The sequence below is a fragment of the Pantoea sp. MQR6 genome, assembly GCF_022761075.1.
In the GTDB taxonomy this organism is placed as follows: domain Bacteria; phylum Pseudomonadota; class Gammaproteobacteria; order Enterobacterales; family Enterobacteriaceae; genus Pantoea; species Pantoea phytostimulans.
Window position 1 is genome coordinate 1,793,893 of the sequence record NZ_JAKYXB010000001.1, and the last position, 16,814, is coordinate 1,810,706.

Annotated in this window: 12 protein-coding genes; 3 read left to right on the forward strand and 9 right to left on the reverse strand. The window is 53.5% G+C overall.

What is annotated here, in order from left to right; genetic code table 11:
* Window positions 1-912: an ABC transporter substrate-binding protein gene (locus tag MUG06_RS08370; protein ID WP_215847262.1), complete on the reverse strand. Its 912-nt coding sequence runs from the start codon at window positions 910-912 to the stop codon at window positions 1-3.
* A gap of 200 nt (window positions 913-1,112) precedes the next feature.
* Between MUG06_RS08370 and MUG06_RS08375 the strand changes: the two genes are divergently transcribed.
* Window positions 1,113-2,582 carry an MFS transporter gene (locus MUG06_RS08375; protein WP_215847263.1) on the forward strand — a complete coding sequence of 490 codons (1,470 nt, stop codon included), beginning with the start codon at window positions 1,113-1,115 and terminating at the stop codon, window positions 2,580-2,582.
* A 50-nt stretch (window positions 2,583-2,632) separates the two neighbouring features.
* Here the strand turns inward: MUG06_RS08375 and idi are convergent, their stop codons facing one another.
* The 3 genes from idi to MUG06_RS08390 all read right to left on the reverse strand — a co-directional run bounded on the left by idi (window position 2,633) and on the right by MUG06_RS08390 (window position 6,516).
* Window positions 2,633-3,166: an isopentenyl-diphosphate Delta-isomerase gene (idi, locus tag MUG06_RS08380; protein WP_215847264.1), complete on the reverse strand. Its 534-nt coding sequence runs from the start codon at window positions 3,164-3,166 to the stop codon at window positions 2,633-2,635.
* A 149-nt stretch (window positions 3,167-3,315) separates the two neighbouring features.
* Window positions 3,316-5,211 carry a methyl-accepting chemotaxis protein gene (locus tag MUG06_RS08385; protein ID WP_243078288.1) on the reverse strand — a complete coding sequence of 632 codons (1,896 nt, stop codon included), beginning with the start codon at window positions 5,209-5,211 and terminating at the stop codon, window positions 3,316-3,318.
* Window positions 5,212-5,406: 195 nt separating this feature from the next.
* Window positions 5,407-6,516, reverse strand: coding sequence for a suppressor of fused domain protein (locus MUG06_RS08390; protein WP_243078289.1), 1,110 nt, complete (start codon window positions 6,514-6,516; stop codon window positions 5,407-5,409).
* 255 nt (window positions 6,517-6,771) lie between these two features.
* On the opposite strand from MUG06_RS08390, the gene MUG06_RS08395 reads away from it, so the two are divergent.
* Window positions 6,772-7,083, forward strand: coding sequence for a hypothetical protein (locus tag MUG06_RS08395; protein ID WP_243078290.1), 312 nt, complete (start codon window positions 6,772-6,774; stop codon window positions 7,081-7,083).
* A 90-nt stretch (window positions 7,084-7,173) separates the two neighbouring features.
* Here the strand turns inward: MUG06_RS08395 and MUG06_RS08400 are convergent, their stop codons facing one another.
* Complete coding sequence (locus MUG06_RS08400; protein ID WP_243078291.1) at window positions 7,174-8,052, reverse strand: oxygenase MpaB family protein; 879 nt, start codon at window positions 8,050-8,052, stop codon at window positions 7,174-7,176.
* A 227-nt stretch (window positions 8,053-8,279) separates the two neighbouring features.
* Window positions 8,280-10,577: a beta-glucosidase BglX gene (gene bglX, locus MUG06_RS08405; RefSeq protein WP_243078523.1), complete on the reverse strand. Its 2,298-nt coding sequence runs from the start codon at window positions 10,575-10,577 to the stop codon at window positions 8,280-8,282.
* Between the two features lie 154 nt (window positions 10,578-10,731).
* On the opposite strand from bglX, the gene dld reads away from it, so the two are divergent.
* On the forward strand, window positions 10,732-12,435 hold the full coding sequence (dld, locus tag MUG06_RS08410) for a D-lactate dehydrogenase (RefSeq protein ID WP_243078292.1): 1,704 nt from the start codon (window positions 10,732-10,734) through the stop codon (window positions 12,433-12,435).
* A gap of 71 nt (window positions 12,436-12,506) precedes the next feature.
* On the opposite strand, the gene MUG06_RS08415 is transcribed toward dld, so the two are convergent.
* The 3 genes from MUG06_RS08415 to MUG06_RS08425 all read right to left on the reverse strand — a co-directional run bounded on the left by MUG06_RS08415 (window position 12,507) and on the right by MUG06_RS08425 (window position 16,798).
* Complete coding sequence (locus MUG06_RS08415; protein WP_215847267.1) at window positions 12,507-14,948, reverse strand: DUF3772 domain-containing protein; 2,442 nt, start codon at window positions 14,946-14,948, stop codon at window positions 12,507-12,509.
* A gap of 137 nt (window positions 14,949-15,085) precedes the next feature.
* Window positions 15,086-16,033, reverse strand: coding sequence for a D-alanyl-D-alanine endopeptidase (gene pbpG / locus MUG06_RS08420; protein WP_243078293.1), 948 nt, complete (start codon window positions 16,031-16,033; stop codon window positions 15,086-15,088).
* A 177-nt stretch (window positions 16,034-16,210) separates the two neighbouring features.
* Complete coding sequence (locus MUG06_RS08425) at window positions 16,211-16,798, reverse strand: Yip1 family protein (RefSeq protein ID WP_215847268.1); 588 nt, start codon at window positions 16,796-16,798, stop codon at window positions 16,211-16,213.
* Between the last annotated feature and the right edge of the window lie 16 nt (window positions 16,799-16,814).

The window sequence follows — 16,814 nt, forward strand, 5'->3', positions numbered from 1 at the left end:
TTACAAGAGCTTTTTCTGTTGCAGCCATTGAGTGGCTACGCTGCTGGCATCCTGCCCATCGACAGCAATTTTGGCATTCAGCTGTTGCAACGTTTTCTCATCCAGCGCACTAAATACCGGTTTCAGCCAGTTGCCGATCTCCGGGTAAGCTTTCAGCACTGACTCGCGAATCACTGGCGTAGGCGCATAGATCGGCTGGACGCCTTTCGGGTCGCTTAACGTTTGCAAACCCAGGGCCGCAACGGGACCATCGGTGCCATAAGCCATTGCCGCATTAACCCCGGAAGTTTGCTGCGCCGCTGCACTGATGGTGACAGCCGTATCACCGCCCGCCAGGGACAACAGCTGATCTTGTTTCAGATCGAAGCCATAGGTTTTTTCAAACGCCGGTAACGCATCGCTGCGCTCAATAAATTCCGCCGAGGCTGCCAGCTTGAAGGTGCCGCCCTTTTTCAAATATGCGCTGAGATCATCCAGTGATTTAAGCTGATTTTTGTCCGCGAGATCTTTGCGTACCGCGATCGTCCAGGTGTTATTAGCGGGCGCGGGTGTGAGCCAAACCAGATGATTTTTGTCTGCATCCAGCTTTTTCACTTTCTCGTAGCCCTGCTGAGCATTTTTCCATGCACTGTCTTTTTCATCGTTAAAGAAGAAGGCGCCGTTGCCCGTGTATTCCGGGTAGATATCTAGCTCACCGGCGGTAATCGCGCCGCGCACCACCTGCGTGGTGCCCAACTGAATTTTATTCACCGTTTTCACACCGTGCTTCTCCAGCACCTGCAAAATGACATTGCCGAGCAGTGAACCCTCCGTATCAATTTTCGACCCCACGCGTACCGGATCGGCAGCCTGCGCAACGCCCAGGCTGAGCAGCAATGCGCCCATCCCCACGATTCCCCGAAACTTAGCCATGACGCATTCCTTCTCTGTTTTTTGTTGATAGCGATGTGCATTAAAAGCGTAGCCTGGCATTGCCAATACGCGACCTACTTTAGCGCATCCTAATAACAATTCGAGATTGTTAGCTTATCATCTATAACTAAATAGAATTTACGTCTAGACGTCCAGACATTATTCTCAGTTACCATTTTTATAAAAAAACAGACAACATCATGTCCGAATTAACATCTTCAGCCCATGTGGCAACGGCAGGGAGTGCGCCTACGGGCGAAACGCAATGGATCCGCAGCGCGTCAGACGTTTCTAATCTGATAAACCACAGCGATAACGCCCGCAACAATGCGAGGATTGTGGTCGCTATTGCGCTTGGCGGCGTGTTTCTTGACGCGTATGACCTCGGTGCACTGGCGTTCGGTATCAAAGATGTCGCACGTGAATTTAACCTGACGCCAACCGGCACCGGCATGGTGGCTTCTGCTATCACCTTCGGTGCCATCGTTGGTGCGCTGATTGGCGGCTATCTCACCGATAAAATCGGTCGCTATCGGGTTTTCATGGCCGATATGTTTTTCTTTGTGGTCGCGGCTTTGGCCTGTGCGTTTGCGCCAAATGAGTACGTGCTGGGCGGTGCCCGCTTTGTGATGGGGCTTGGCGTCGGTATTGATTTACCGGTGGCGATGGCGTTTTTAGCGGAGTTCTCGAAACTGCGCGGTAAAGGCAACAAAGCCGCCTCCGTAGCGATGTGGTGCCCGACCTGGTATGCCGCCATTAGCATTTCCTATCTGCTGGTGCTGCTGCTGTATGCGGTGCTGCCAGAAAGCCATTCGGACTGGTTATGGCGTTTGATTTTAGGCTTTGGTGCGGTACCGGCTATTTTGATAATCCTGATTCGCAGCCGCTACATGAGCGAATCGCCGGTATGGGCAGCGAACCAGGGCGATTTACAGGGAGCCGCTAATATTCTGCGCAGCGCGTGGAATATTAATGCGCAGGTCGCAAAAGATGCGCCGCTGACGCCAGAAAAACCGGCACGTCGCGCCAGCTGGCGTAATTATGGCGCGCTGTTGCAGGGCGTTTACCTGCGCCGCACGGTGTTGGCGACCATAACCTCGATCGCCTCAGCGTTTGCTTACAATGCCGTGGCGTTTGGTTTACCGGTGATCATTTCCAGCTTCCTGGCGCAATCGATGCTCACCACCATTTTGGTGTCGCTGGCGCTGAACCTGCTGTTTGCCTTTGTCGGCGGGATCCTTGCGGTACGGCTGGTGCCGCGTCTGGGGGCGTGGAAGATGTCGGTGGCGGGATATGCGTGTCAATGTATTGCACTGTTAGGACTGGCCTTGATTGGTCGCCCGGAAGGCGGACAAGAAGCCGCATTAGCGATCGCGATGCTGGCGCTGTTCCTGTTTGGTCAGGGTTTTGGTCCCGGTTCGCACACCATGACGTATGCCTCGCTGAGTTACCCGACTTCGCTGCGCGGCGTTGGCGTGGGCTTTAACCAGACGCTGATGCGCGGCAGCTCAACCGTTTCGCTGTTCCTTTTTCCGGTGTTGGTCGCTGCGCTGGGCACCGGGGTTTTCTGGGTCATCTTTCTCGCTCCGCTGGCGGGTTTGCTGGCGCTGCTGGCGATTCGCTGGGAACCCTCGGGCTACGACGTTGATGCGGAAGATTTTAATCGCTAAGACACAAGCCGCACCCTAAAAGGTGCGGCTTTTTTTATGCCATTCTTGATTTATGCAGGGAAAGAAAAAGCGTCGATGTAGGCAGGAATACGCGGAAAGGTGTAAAGAAACCACGGCGTAAACTGCTGAGGATTTTGCTCCATCTGTTGCTGAATCTTTTCCATTGGACGGTATTCAAACGCATCCGCTTCTTCCGGGTTGAGGTGCGGCAATGCATCGCAAACGGCAAAAAATACGTGACCATATTCATGTTCGGTCAAACCGTTACTCAGCGGCAGGTTGTAGCTCAGCTCAAACATCGGCGTCAGTGAGACGTTCATGCCCATCTCTTCACGCAGGCGACGTTCGGCCGCATCCTGGGTGGATTCATGCGGATACGGATGGCCGCAACAGGTGTTGCTCCATAATCCGCCGCAGTGATATTTTTCGCTGGCGCGACGTTGTAACAGCAATTCCTGTCGGGAATTGAAGACGTAAACCGTCACCGCACGGTGCAATAATCCTTTCTCATGCACTTCCAGCTTTTCCATTTTGCCGGTGGGACGATCAAGATGGTCGACGAGGATAACTTCAATAGCAGACATGTCGGTTCCTTGAGCTTATTCCTAACTATTTTGGCACAGGATTTGGCATATGGAGCGCATAAAATCGTGCTATTTGCCGTCAGGCCATGTCAGACAAGGGTTTCGAGCGAGGAAAAAAATTGGGCCAGCCGCGCTGGCCCATTGAAAATTTACAATTTGAAGCTTTGAACCACCAATTCCAGCTGCACGCTTTGCACTTCCATAGCCTGCGCGGCGGCAGAGACTTGTTCAACCAGCACGGCATTTTGCTGCGTGGTGCCATCAAGCTGCGTAATGGCAATATTGACCTGCTCAATGCCCATGCTCTGCTCACGGCTGGCTGACATGATTTCACTCATTAAGGTGGTAACGCTGCTCACGCCCTGCATCAGCTCATCCATGGTGTTACCGGCCTGTTCCACCAGCTGACTACCCGCATCGATGTTGGCTACTGACTCCTCAATCAGCTTTTTGATTTCACGCGCGGAATTAGCCGAGCGCTGTGCCAGATTGCGCACCTCCGATGCCACCACCGCAAATCCGCGCCCCTGCTCGCCAGCACGTGCAGCTTCCACCGCTGCGTTCAAAGCCAGGATGTTAGTTTGAAACGCGATGCTGTCGATAACGCTGATGATATCCACCACTTTGCGCGATGAATGGTGAATTTCGCCCATGGTGGTCACCACCTGCCGCACCACGTCGGTGCCGCGTGCTGCCACTTGTGACGCGCCATCCGCCAGCTGGTTAGCATGGGTTGCGTTATCCGCGTTCTGTCGCACCGTGCCCGTCAGCTGCTCCATTGATGCCGCCGTTTCAACAATCGAACTGGCCTGATCTTCGGTACGTGACGATAAGTTGGCATTGCCACTGGCAATTTCACGTGAGGCGGCGGTGATCGCCAATGCGCTTTCTCCAACCTGACGCATCAGGCCTTGCAGGTAGCTAATAAACTGGTTAAAGCTTTGCGCTACCGCATTGAATTCTGGGCTATTGCTGGCAGGCAAACGCTGGGTTAAATCCGCGCCGCCCATTGATAACGCTTCAATATTGCTATTAAGCACGTTGAGGCGTTTCATCATGGTACGCACGAAACCCAGCAGCACCAGCAGCAGAATCACTGCCAGCGGGATCTGCACTAAACCCAGGCGCGTCAACATATTGTGGGATTGCGCTTTTAGCAAACTGGTGGGCACGCTGCTGGCGAGATACCACGGACTGTTAGGGATCGCCTGCAAGAACAGCGTTTGCTCGCCCTCATCACTGTCGAATGTTGACTCAGCGGGCTGTGTGCCTGCACCTGCCAGCAATGCTTTCAACGGTGCCGCCATCGGCGATTGCAGGTCAGCCAGATTCTCAAGCTTCGGTGTGGCATCAACCAGCGCGGCGTTTCCGACCACCTTGCCATCAGCTTCCACAATCAGCACGTTGCCCTGAATGGCTTCACCCATCTGTTTTGCCAGTTGATTGAAGAAGCCGAGCGTAACGTCAATGGTTGCGACCCCCCAAACGTTGCCATCACGATAAATGGCCATGGCACAGTTGGTGCGCGGCTGCGGGCTGGCAGCATCCTGGTACGCTTTTGCCCAAGCGCACTGCCCTTTTGCCGCTGCTAAGCCATCTTTGTACCAAGACTGCTCCCAATATTTGTCGGCAGCGTCAGAGTTCCAGTAGGTGTTTACCTGCAGTTGATTACTGGCATTACGGGCGAAAAAGCTGCTGTTTTTCTCTTTGTCAGCATCACGACGATTAGGTAACGGCCAGATGCCGCCGCCAAATACGTTGCTGTCCTGATATTGGTTCACTAACGTCGGCAGCAGCGTATCGATGGTGGCGCTTTCCATCACCGATGCCGCTTCAGTGATGGCGCGTTGCTGCGCCTGTACGCGGTTCATCTGCTCTACGATGCCGCTGGCAAGCGAATCAACCTGATAACGCACCAGACGGCTTTCGTTATGAATGAGCTGTGGTGCGACAAACTGGTTGATCACCAATACGGTAATCAGCATCAATAAAATAAAGAATGCGATGAGTGTTGCGGTGAAGCGGGATTGGGTTGTTTTAAACATCTTTGTTCCCTCGAGCCTGGTGCGGCGCAATTGCCTGATCCGGTTTAACGGCGCGGTCGTGAGGAACTTGAGGTGGGCGAGATCACAGATTGACGAAATAGTTGATAAGGGTAAGGATTTAGTTAGCAGGCGCGATAAAAAAACCACCGGCTCTGCTCCGCGTGCAGACGAAAGAGCCGGGATAAGAGCTAAAGGTTACTCGGGTGAATCAACCACTTGCTGTCGGGGTCGGAAAATATGATTGCTGCCCTGCGCGGTTAATAGCTCTCGCAGCCGCTGACCGCCCTGTTCATCCGCCTGAGCAAATATACGCTCCGCTTCTGTTACCGGCGTGGCCCACAACAGTTTGGGTCGGTCATCATCGCGCTTCGGCAATTTAAACTGCGCTTTGTCTTCGGCTAGCTCATTAGCCAGCAGGAAGCTCTCAAAGCCCACCGGCGCAACTTCTGATGCCAGCGTATGACCTTCGCCCAGCCAGGTCAGGCGCGCCCACGGCAGATGAACGAACTCCGCCAGCGCACTGGCCATCTGCACCGCATTGCTTTCGGTCATCACTTCGCCATCCACCGCCATCGCCAGTTCGATGCGGCGATACTGCGGGGCTAACTCGTCAAACAAGTAATCCACCTGCGGCATAGGACGAATGCTCATACCCAGCGTCAGGAAATACCAAATGCCTTTGTGCCAGTGCTGCGAAATCGCCATAGGCGGCCAGCTACCCTGATCGATGGCGTAATATTTTACCGATTCGCCAAACTGCGCCTGGTAACTCACCATCAATTCTTTTTGAACCCGGTCCCATTCGCTGCCGTCATGCCATTCGCGCCAGAACTGGCGCTGCTGCTCAGCACGTGCGTAGTATTCATTGGTAGAGGCGGAACCCAGCGGCGCGGTTAACCGATTCTTTTTGATGCAGCCCGCAGAAAAGCTCACTTGCTTATCCTGATACAGGCTCCATCCCGGAATTACCGCCAGCAGTTGGCCGTAATACCACAACGCCGCACCATCATCGCTGGGTTCCCACAGCACCTGAAGCCCGGCGGGATCCAGGGCAGGCTCCGCTTCCAGCGTGCGGCAGAATTCAGCGCTCAACAGCGGCGCAATGCCCTGCTCCATCGCTTCGCGATCTTCTAACGCGGGAGCGGGCTCAAGGTTACGCAACCAGCAGCCACGCACCGCATATTGGCTACGAAACAGATCCGTCGGCCAGATGTAGAAGTAAGCGGTGCGCGCATCCTGTTCGACAATCGCCGTCAGGGTACGTTGCTGATTGTGGACTTCGGCAATCAGAGGTTGGTACGTCATAGAGCCTCGACAAAACCAGGAGGAAGTCATTTTCCCCGAGATTAGAGCAGGATCCTGACTGCCGCCACATGTGACAAGGGTAAAACTCTCAAAGTGTGAAAAGCACAGTTTAAGCAAACTGATTAACGCAAACTGGAAATGGTGATTACCCCGATCAAACCCGTAATTTGGCTTAAGATTATATACCGCGCTTTATGCAGTTTATTCCGCGATTGGACCGAGTAAGCCAGTGCTATCGTCAACGGATGCGGATAAATGCCAGAGAGAGTTATCATGTTGCTGGGCACATTAGATTTTGGATTTCGTGAGGCGGTGATTTTGGCGATATTTGCCTGGCTCTATTATCGCCATACCTGGGTGATGATTGCTGTTACGTTAATGGCGTTAGGCTTGGTCATTATAATGATTTTACCTGCCGATCTTTATTACAGTCTGCCGCCGCTGGCGCTGTCTGGCTTTGGATTAGGCATGCTGTTTTATCACTATCAGCTACGACAAATTACACTCCGCCGGGAGGCTAAAACACCGCGTACTTATCACCGCAAACAGGATGGGCTCAAGAGTTAAAAGGCGTTAAAGGATCCGGTGACAATTAGCACAAATTTCCCGGTGTCCGCCGCGAAAAAAGCGTTCTAACCGGTTAGCCTGGGTAATATTTCAGCTTTGAGGATTTCTGCCCATACGCTGCATGGCACGCTGATAAGCGCCGCGCTGAATCGACCAACGCAGTGCGGCAGAGATAACGTTGATCTGCCGATCAAGCAGTGATTGCTGCCAATGCCCGATGCGATAACCAGACATCTCCTGCGCCCAATCCGGCATCAACCCAACACCCGCTTTCAGCATGGTTTTCATCACCGGTTTCGCCTGCCAGCTTGGTGCGGGCGCATTCATCAAGGTATGGGTGACGTCTGCGGTGCGTGTATCGAAACGCAATTCGCTGCGCATCGATTGCAGATAATCTTCTATATCTGCACAACTCTTTGGCACTTTTTCTGCGCCCAGCGCTTCAGCGACAATGGCCGCCTCGGCGTAGTAACGATCTTGTTCCGCTGGACTTAGCGACGGATTTTTATAGCGAAGATGGGCGGCCAGAAAGCGACTGGTTTCGGCGACGTGCACCCAAGTCAACAGATGCGGATCGCTGGCGGCATAGGGTTTTCCTTCGCTGTCTACGCCGCTGACTCTGAGATGGATACGCTTTACCTTCTCAATAAGAAATTGCGCGTCGTGTTGATTACCAAAAGTGGTGACGGCAATGAACTGGCTGGTGCGGCGCAGGCGCCCCATCATATCTTCACGAAAGTTGGAATGATCCCATACGCCTGCCAGCGCGGCCGGATGTAACATCTGCAAAAAAAGCGCACTGATGCCACCGCACATCATTGAGGAAAAATCGCCGTGTACGCGCCAGATTACACTGTCGGGGCCAAACAGGCCCGGATCACCCGGCGGTTGAGAAATATCGAATTCATTAAGCGCCAGACCATTCAGGCGAAAAACCTGCTGCTGGATGCGGTATCGGATGTTAACCATAGTGAGTTTTCTCAGAGTCAGGCGTCGTTTGCTCTCACTTCGGTCCTGTTAAGGGCGAGGTCGTTTGTCCCCACCTCAGCCCTCCCCATAAATGGGGAAGGAAGACACTGCCCTGTATCAGTGCTTTACCTGCATGTGGCAGCGTCTCCTTCCTACGCAAGCGGGGGAAGGCTGGGATGGAGGACAGCCAGCACAATCCAGGATCGGCCAGCACAAACGAAACAGACTTACAAATAATCGAACTGCGCATCCTGGGTTCGTACAGAATCCAACCCGATCATCACATTGAATTTACCTGGCTCAGCGACATGCTGCATCTGCTGATTCCAGAACTTCAGTGCATCAACGTCAATCTTAAACGTCACCGTCTGCGATTCACCCGCTTTCAGCATGATGCGCTTAAAGCCGCGCAACTCCTGCACCGGACGACTCATTGTCGCCACGGGATCATTCAGATAAAGCTGCACCACGGTTGCGCCGTCACGTTTGCCACTGTTGGTCACTGTCACGCTGGCGTCGATGGTGCCGTTGCGCGGCATGGTGCGCGAAGACATCTTGACCGGCGACACCGTAAAGGTGGTGTAACTCAGGCCATAACCAAACGGGTACAGCGGGCCGTTGACCGCATCATAATAATGCGAAGTGTACTTGTTAGGCTTCTCCGGATTGTAAGGACGACCCGTTGGCAAGTGATTGTAGTAAATGGGTATCTGTCCAACCGAACGCGGGAACGAAGCGGGCAGTTTACCGGAAGGATTGTAGTCCCCGAACAGCACATCAGCGATTGCGTTGCCGCCTTCAGTGCCGCTAAACCACGTTTCAAGCATCGCGTCGGCCATGTGATCTTCGTTGACTACCGTCAGCGGACGACCATTCATCAGGACAATCACCAGCGGTTTACCGGTTGCTTTCAGCGCGGCCAGCAAGTTCTGTTGGCTTTGCGGAATCACCAAATCGCTGCGGCTGGACGCTTCATGCGCCATGCCCTGCGCTTCACCTACCGCTGCGACAATCACATCCGCCTGTTTGGCTTTCTCGACGGCTTCGTCAATCAACGCCTGCGGCGAGCGCTTATCGACCGTTACCGCAGGTTCGTAGAGATTGAGGAAATCCTGAATGCCTTTATTGTCAGAAATGTTGGCACCCTTGGCATACAGCAGCGTCGCTTTGCCCGCTGTTGCATTGCGCATGCCTTGCAGCAGCGAAATGGATTGCTTCGCGACGCCTGCGGCTGACCAGCTGCCCATGATGTCACGTTGGCTGTCTGCGAGCGGCCCCACCAGCGCAATCGTGCCCGATTTCTTCAGCGGCAAGGTTTCCAGGCGATTTTTCAACAACACCATACTTTTACGCGCCACATCGCGAGCTTCCGCACGGTGCAGACGGCTTTCAGCGTTGGTGTCCTGAGGATCGCTTTCTTTCGGACCGAGATGGCTGTAAGGATCGTTAAACAGCCCCATATCATATTTAACGTTCAACACATGACGCGCAGCATCATCGATTTCCGCGATGCTGACCGCGCCACTTTTCACCAAACCCGGCAGATATTTGCTGTAGTACTCGTCGCTCATACTCATGTCGACGCCCGCTTTCAGCGCAATGCGCACTGCATCCTGCGGATCGCTGGCGACACCGTGCTTGATCAGCTCTTTGATCGCGCCATGGTCGCTGATGGTAATGCCTTTGAACTTCCATTCGCCGCGCAGCAGATCTTTCAGCAACCAGCCATCAGCAGTTGCCGGTACGCCATTGATGGAATTCAGCGAGACCATCACGCCACCGCTGCCGGCATCTAGCGAAGCCTTATAAGGCGGCAGGTAGTCCTGGAACATACGCTGCGGACTCATATCAACGGTGTTGTAATCACGTCCGCCTTCTACTGCGCCATACAGTGCGAAGTGCTTCACGCTGGTCATGATGGAGTAACGATCTGCCGCGTTTTTACCTTGCATCGACTGCACCATGCTGCGACCCATTTCAGAGGTCAGCCAGGTATCTTCGCCAAAGCCTTCCGAAACGCGACCCCAGCGCGGTTCGCGGCTGACATCAACCATGGGTGCCCAGGTCATATTCAAACCATCATCTGCGGCTTCATAGGCAGAAATGCGTCCGACATCGCCAACTGCATCCAGATCCCAACTGGCCGCTAAACCCAGCGGAATGGGGAAAATGGTGCGCTGACCATGAACCACGTCATACGCGAAGAACAACGGAATTTTCAGGCGGCTGAGCTGCATCGCCTGATCCTGCATCGCGCGAATATCCTGGCGCGTAACCGTATTGAAAATGGCGCCAACCTGGTTTTTTTGAATCATCTCGCGGATGACTTCTTTCGGATTGTCGGGGCCGACGCTTATCAAACGTAGCTGACCGATTTTCTCATCCAGCGTCATTTTTTTAAGCAGATCGTTGACGAAGGCATCACGTGCCTGCTCCGTCATCGGGTGATTACCAATCAGCTCCTCCGCTAAGGCGGGTTGAATAGCGAGGGAGACAGCGAGACTAACAGAGTAAATCCATTTCATCAGGTCGGGTTCTCTTAAGTGACTGCGCAATATCGAATTAACTGGCGGCAGTTTGCCACAAGAAGAGGATAGCAGGTAGCCGCTGCTGTCACACTGGTCCTGCGCGGTTGACGTGCTACAGTAAGGACGCATGAATAAGACAAGGGAATTGCCCATGATTAACGCCTCCGCCCTACTCGCAGATTTACGCCGTTTGGTCGGCTCTTCTCACCTGCTTACTGAAGCAGCACAGACGGCACGCTACCGTAAAGGCTTTCGCTCAGGCGAAGGTGATGCGCTGGCGGTGGTCTTTCCCGGCACGCTGTTGGAGCTGTGGCGAGTGCTGCAAACGCTGGTGAACGCCGACGCGATCATCTTGATGCAAGCGGCCAACACCGGCTTGACCGAAGGTTCAACCCCACAAGGCAATGATTACGATCGTCCGGTAGTGATTATCAGTACGCTGCGGCTTGATAAGCTACAGCTCATTGATGAGGGAAAACAGATCTTAGCGTTTCCGGGCAGCACGCTGTATCAACTGGAAAAAGCGCTGAAACCGCTGGGGCGTGAGCCGCATTCAGTCATCGGTTCATCCTGCATTGGCGCATCCGTATTGGGCGGAATCTGTAATAACTCCGGCGGTTCGCTGATCAAACGCGGCCCGGCATACAGCGAAATGGCGCTGTTTGCACAGAGAGATGCACAAGGCAAGTTGAAGCTGGTGAACCATCTGGGCATCGATCTTGGCACCTCGCCAGAAGAGATTTTAGGACGTCTCGATGACGATCGCTGGCAGACCAACGATGTTCAGCATGATGGTCGTCATGCATCAGATAATGAATACGCTGAGCGAGTTCGTGAGGTTGATGCCGATACACCGGCACGCTTTAACGCTGACGCGCGTCGGCTATTTGAAGCCTCGGGTTGTGCAGGCAAGCTGGCAGTATTTGCCGTGCGACTTGATACTTTTCCCACCGAACCGCAGCAGCAGGTGTTTTACATCGGCACCAATGATGTCTCGGTATTGAGCGACATTCGTCGTCACATGCTCGCGCACTTTAAAAACCTGCCGGTAGCGGGTGAATATATGCACCGTGACATCTATGACATCGCTGAAGTTTACGGCAAAGACACCTTTTTGATGATCGACAAACTCGGCACCGACAAAATGCCGCTGTTTTTCACATTAAAAGGCCGCGTGGATGCCTGGCTGACAAAACTCTCTTTTGTTAAACCGCACTTCAGCGATCGCCTGCTGCAGCGTCTGAGCCGCCTGTTCCCCGCGCATTTACCCAAGCGCATGAAGCAGTATCGCGATAAATATGCGCATCATCTCATGCTGAAAATGTCTGGCGACGGCGTGCAGGAAGCGCGCGAATATCTAAAAGATTATTTCCGCGAAGGCGGTGGTGAATTCTTCGAATGTGAAGGCAAAGAGGGCGCACATGCCTTTCTGCATCGCTTTGCCGCAGCGGGGGCCGCGGTGCGCTATCACGCAGTCCATGCTGACGAAGTCGAAGAGATTTTGGCGCTGGATATTGCACTGCGCCGCAACGATCGTGACTGGTTTGAAACGCTGCCCGCAGAGATCACCCAGTCACTGAGCCACAGCCTTTATTACGGGCACTTCTTTTGCCACGTTTTTCATCAGGATTACATCGTGAAAAAAGGGGTAGATGCGCACGCATTAAAAGAGAAAATGCTGGCGATATTGCAAGCGCGTGGGGCGGAGTATCCGGCAGAGCACAATGTCGGTCATCTTTATCAGGCCAAACCGCAGCTGGCGTCGTTTTATCGCCAACTCGATCCCACCAACACGTTTAATCCGGGCATCGGCAAAACCAGCAAACAGAAAGGCTGGGCGGTGAAACAGATTTAATCTGCGCGAGGAGAAACGCTGAGGGCGGTTTAAAGCAAAAGGCCCCCGCACATGCGGAGGCCTTTTTGTCTTTACGGCATTTGCTCTTCAGCAGCGGCAACCGCTGCTTGATGACGACGCTCAATAATCATCGTCTGCGGCGCGGACAGCATAATGCCCTCTTTGCGCAGTCGCGTCAGGATGTCGAACAGCAGATCGCTTTTGGCACCTGAAATCTGTCGTTGCCCTGCTACGTTTCCGGTTACGCTCAGTACAATGCCCTGCGGAGTCAGATCCTTGAACGAGACCGACGGTTCCGGTGTTTCCAGAATACGTTCGTTTTCGTTATACACTTCCAGCAAAATTTCACGCACCTGCACAGGATCGATATCTAATGGGAAGGTCAGCAAAATAGTGACCACACCTTGTGCATTGCCCATCGTTGCGTTGCGTACGTTTTGCGAAATGAGCTGCGAGTTCGGCACAATCACCGTGGATTTATCGCTGAGCTGAATCTCGGTGGCGCGCACGTTAATGCGACGAATATCCCCTTCGATTCCGCTTATGCTCACCAGATCGCCCACTTTTACCGGACGTTCAGTCAGCAGGATCAGGCCCGAGATAAAGTTTTTTACTATTTCCTGCAAGCCAAAACCGATACCGACCGACAAGGCGCTGACGATCCATGCCAGCTTATTCCACTGTAAGCCCATTATCGACAGCGTCAGCAGGATAATCAGTACGTAGCCTATATTGCTGAACAGGGTCACCAGTGAAACGCGCATGCCCACGTCCATGGTGGTTTTTGGCAGGAAATCGTTATCCAGCCAGCGGCGCACCGAACGCAGCACATAAATACCCACAATAAGACAGATAATCGCATTTACCATGTGCGCTGGCACAATATTCAGCGATTCCAGTCCCTTACCACCCCAGAATTCGATAGCTTTTTGCAGCAGCTCAATCGGCGTTGACGAGGCGAACGTACCATTCAGCAAGGCCAACGCGACAAACAGAATCAGAAATGTTTTGCCGATTGCCGCCAACACCGTTGCCGCCTGCTGTAGGTGGCGCTCATCGATATTCAGCGAACTTTGAATGCGTTTGCCAGAAGAGTTATTGGTTGAGAACAGACTTTCGCACCCGTCATTGACCAGATGACTGAGGAAGTAAAACGAGCCAAACAAGATGCCGCACCAGATCACCTCATAACTCAAGTAGCGGGCCAGCGTGACGTAGCCGATGATCAGCGACAGCAGAATCGCCACCGCTGTCAGCGTCAACGCCATTTGTATCAAACCTACCACGGTAGAGCGGGCTTCTGGCGGCGTGCCCGCCAGCGCCATGCGACGACGAACGCGATTGGTGCGCACGCTGATCGCCAGCGCTGTGCTGCCAATCAGCAGCGCGGTTAAGCCATTGGCAAAAATGGTTGTGTTCAGGCTGGTGCCAACACTGTAGTTAAAGGCTTCTACCGTCTGGAATATAAACACCAGCACCGCTGTAATCGGTGGGAACGGCTTCAGCGCCAGCGCCACTTCGTTGGAAAGCGCCGGTAAGCGCCAGCTTGGACGGCGCGTGGACAAGAAAGCGCGGCCTAAGCCCGCAATCAGCCCACAAAACACGCTGAGCTGTACTAATCGATCAACAAAATCCTGCACATCCGTTGAGACTTCATCGCGGCGGGTCAACGCTAATGCGATAAAGTTGAAGGTCAGCACCACCGCAGCCAGCGTGGTGAGTGCAATGGTCGCGGCGAGGAAGCTGCGACGCAATCGCCCTTCCGGCATTTTGTGAATGCTAACCCAGGCGAGAAACTCTTCGCTATAACGACGTCCTAACGTCATCACCAGCATCGCCGCAACCAGCCAGGCGATGGTGCCAAAGCGCCACCCCGATTCCCACGACATGGCAGCGGTATCTTGCAGTTCGCTGAGGAAGTCGTTGATTTTTTCGCCATCAAGATCCTGACTATTAAACACCGGTGCCCAAAAACGTGGCCCAAAAATACTGCCGGAGTTCAGCGCCAGCTGGCTTTTCAATTGATCACGACGCAGATTAACGATTTGCGATGACAGCATCAGCGCGCCGTTTTTAATGCCTTCGGCTTGCTTGATCTGTGCATCCATCTTGGCTTTCTGGCTTTCGAGGGCGCTACGTTTGCGCACCACTTCTGCGGTCTCTTTCATGCCGCTGTCTGGCTTGGGAGCCGGACCCAGCACCGCCAGTTGCGCGTCAAGTTGCTGACGATCCGGCAACAACGCTTGACCCAGCGTATCGGCGCTGCCCGACAGTTCAAGCGCCATCTCATTCAGCTGATTGAGTTTGCTTTCACTGGTTTCCCCCGACACCTGACCTTTGATCTTGTCGAGGATTTTTTGCATTTTCGGCAATTCAACCGCAGCGTTAACCTTGGGTTGCTCGTCTTGTTCCTGAGCGGCGCTAACCGCATCGTCCGCTGCCAGGCTAAGCGCAGGCGCAAAAGCCACCAGAGCCAGCATTAACAGCGCAAAAAAGGATTTTAACTTAAACATGAGAATGGGATTCCAGCACAGTAATCAGGCGATCTTCCCTCGCCAGTCGCGCGTAGTGTAGGGCTTTGCGAGAGTTGAGACTATAGGAATGCAGGTTAATTCTGAGGGTGCTCACCGAAGTGAGCACCGCTTATTTTTTACTCAACTTCGGAACTGCTGGCAGCGTTACTGGCCACCTGACCCGCTTTTTGTTTTTTATAGGCCAGTGCAGCAGCCGGGACTGGCGCAGCTTTGCCGGTTTCAAGCCAGTCGCGAAGGCGATTTGCATCAGCAAAATGGGTGTATTTGCCAAATGCATCCAAAACCACCAGCGCCACTGGACGATTGTTGATCATGGTGCGCATCACCAGACAATGCCCCGCCTCATCGGTGTAACCGGTTTTGGTTAACTGAATGTGCCAACCCTGTTTGTAAACCAGATGATTAGTATTGCGGAAAGGCAGCGCATAACTCGGATGAGCAAACACCGCCGTCTCTTCTTTAGTGGTGCTGAGCTGGCCCAGTAGTGGATATTCACGCGTGGCTTTTAGCAGCTTGATCAAATCTTCTGCGCTGGAGACGTTGCGAACCGATAAACCTGTGGGCTCAACGTAGCGCGTGTGGGTCATGCCAAGCGCTCGCGCTTTGGCATTCATGGCGCGGATAAAGGCGTTGTAACCGCCCGGATAAGCATGCGCGAGGCTGGCCGCCGCGCGGTTCTCTGAAGACATCAATGCCAACAGCAGCATGTTGCGGCGGCTAATTTGGCTGTTGAGTTTAACGCGAGAAAAGACGCCACGCATTTCTGGCGTCTGGCTCACATCCACCGTCAGCATTTCGTTCATCGGCAAATGGGCATCCAGCACCACCATGGCCGTCATCAACTTCGTGATGGATGCAATGGATCGCACGCGATCGGGATGACTGGAAAACAGGACTTTATTTGTATTGAGATCAACGATCATTGCACTGCCAGACGCGATTTGCGGCTGAGCAATCGGTGCCAGTTGCGACAGCGACGTCGCCGCCTGCGCTGGAAGAGAAAGCACCTGCCCGGAAAAGAGCAGCGCCAGCGACAGTAGAGAAAAACGAATTTTTGCAGGCATCGTAAGAAAAAACCCGGTTGAGATTGTGCGCTGTGTCAAACACAGGCCGCCCGCTTCAAACCTGTCAGAGCGCGGGCTGGCAGCAGCATCATACTCTGAAGCTTGAGAATTTTCCTGGTGAGAGTGTTTCCGAGCGTTAAAAATAAAACTGCCGCCAGAGCGGCGGCAGTCGCAGGATTAAAACAGTCGAGGTCCATAACCCCATAAAACAACAGTCATCGCCAGTAACACTTCGAATACCAGCACACCAATCGCCAGGGTTGATCCCGAGAAACGCAGGCTCTCTTCACGATCGATATTCAGGAACAACGGAATACCGACATAGAGCAGATAACCGGTGTAGACCAAGGCCAGCGCACCCGCCAAGACACACAGCCACACCAGCGGATAAAGCGCCACCAGCCCACTCAGAAACAGCGGTGTAGCGACATAACCGGCAAACACCGTACAGCGTTGCGTGCTGGGACGCTGCGGGTAATTACGCGCCATCCAGTGAATGACCCGACCCATAACGGCCACGCCACCGAGAATAATCAAATAAAATACAATGCCGAGTCCAATCCCGGTCAGCAGGTTAAGTTGAATATATTGCCCTTCGCCCAGATTCCAACCCAACTGTGTCGTGCCGATAAAAGCGCAAATTACCGGAATTGCAGCCATTAACAGAACATGGTGGGTGTAATGGTGCGAAACGCTTTCGTTCTCTTGCTTAATATCGCGCATTTCCTGATTAGGATGCGCCAGAAGGCCCCAGACATGATTCATACAGTCACTCCTCTGA

What these genes read in the sequence shown, in the direction of transcription:
- MUG06_RS08395 (WP_243078290.1), top strand. Translation starts at nt 6,772, where the DNA reads ATGCCAGAGAGAGTTATCATGTTGCTGGGCACATTAGATTTTGGATTT.
- MUG06_RS08375 (WP_215847263.1), top strand. Translation starts at nt 1,113, where the DNA reads ATGTCCGAATTAACATCTTCAGCCCATGTGGCAACGGCAGGGAGTGCG.
- bglX (WP_243078523.1), bottom strand. Translation starts at nt 10,577, where the DNA reads ATGAAATGGATTTACTCTGTTAGTCTCGCTGTCTCCCTCGCTATTCAA.
- MUG06_RS08385 (WP_243078288.1), bottom strand. Translation starts at nt 5,211, where the DNA reads ATGTTTAAAACAACCCAATCCCGCTTCACCGCAACACTCATCGCATTC.
- pbpG (WP_243078293.1), bottom strand. Translation starts at nt 16,033, where the DNA reads ATGCCTGCAAAAATTCGTTTTTCTCTACTGTCGCTGGCGCTGCTCTTT.
- MUG06_RS08370 (WP_215847262.1), bottom strand. Translation starts at nt 912, where the DNA reads ATGGCTAAGTTTCGGGGAATCGTGGGGATGGGCGCATTGCTGCTCAGC.
- MUG06_RS08400 (WP_243078291.1), bottom strand. Translation starts at nt 8,052, where the DNA reads ATGGTTAACATCCGATACCGCATCCAGCAGCAGGTTTTTCGCCTGAAT.
- dld (WP_243078292.1), top strand. Translation starts at nt 10,732, where the DNA reads ATGATTAACGCCTCCGCCCTACTCGCAGATTTACGCCGTTTGGTCGGC.
- idi (WP_215847264.1), bottom strand. Translation starts at nt 3,166, where the DNA reads ATGTCTGCTATTGAAGTTATCCTCGTCGACCATCTTGATCGTCCCACC.
- MUG06_RS08425 (WP_215847268.1), bottom strand. Translation starts at nt 16,798, where the DNA reads ATGAATCATGTCTGGGGCCTTCTGGCGCATCCTAATCAGGAAATGCGC.
- MUG06_RS08390 (WP_243078289.1), bottom strand. Translation starts at nt 6,516, where the DNA reads ATGACGTACCAACCTCTGATTGCCGAAGTCCACAATCAGCAACGTACC.
- MUG06_RS08415 (WP_215847267.1), bottom strand. Translation starts at nt 14,948, where the DNA reads ATGTTTAAGTTAAAATCCTTTTTTGCGCTGTTAATGCTGGCTCTGGTG.